General features: G+C 44.7%; 1 protein-coding gene. It reads left to right on the forward strand.

Annotation, left to right across the window (positions count from 1 at the left end; all coding sequences use genetic code 11):
• Positions 1-564: aminotransferase class IV (locus IEV86_RS18340; protein WP_229734735.1), on the forward strand; the 564-nt coding region annotated here is incomplete at both ends.

A 564-nucleotide genomic window follows, 5' to 3' on the forward strand; every position in this document is an offset into this window, starting at 1 on the left:
AAAGACTGAATATTTAAACAATTATGTAAAAGGTGTGCTGATTAGATTGAATAAGCTTATTGAACGAGAAAAAACTGTATATTATAAGGAAAAGCCCGACCCGTCTTCCTTGGGGTTTGGACAATATTTTACAGATTATATGTTTGTGATGGACTACGAAGAGGGGATTGGATGGCATCATCCGAGAATTGCGCCGTACGCACCGCTTACGCTTGATCCGTCTTCATCTGTTTTTCATTACGGCCAGGCTGTTTTTGAAGGATTAAAAGCATACAGAACAGACGACGGCAGGGTGCTGCTGTTCCGTCCGGATCAAAATATCAAACGGCTGAACAGATCGTGTGAGCGCATGAGCATGCCCCCTTTAGACGAAGAGCTGGTGCTTGAGGCATTGACGCACTTAGTTGAGCTGGAGAAAGATTGGGTTCCAAAGGAAAAAGGAACGTCACTGTATATTCGTCCTTTTGTCATTGCCACAGAACCGAGTCTCGGTGTGAAGGCATCCAGGAGCTATACATTTATGATCGTGCTTTCGCCTGTCGGCTCCTATTATGGCGACGATCA

The sequence above is a fragment of the Cellulomonas carbonis genome, from assembly GCF_014636275.1.
Taxonomy (GTDB): domain Bacteria; phylum Actinomycetota; class Actinomycetes; order Actinomycetales; family Cellulomonadaceae; genus Actinotalea; species Actinotalea carbonis.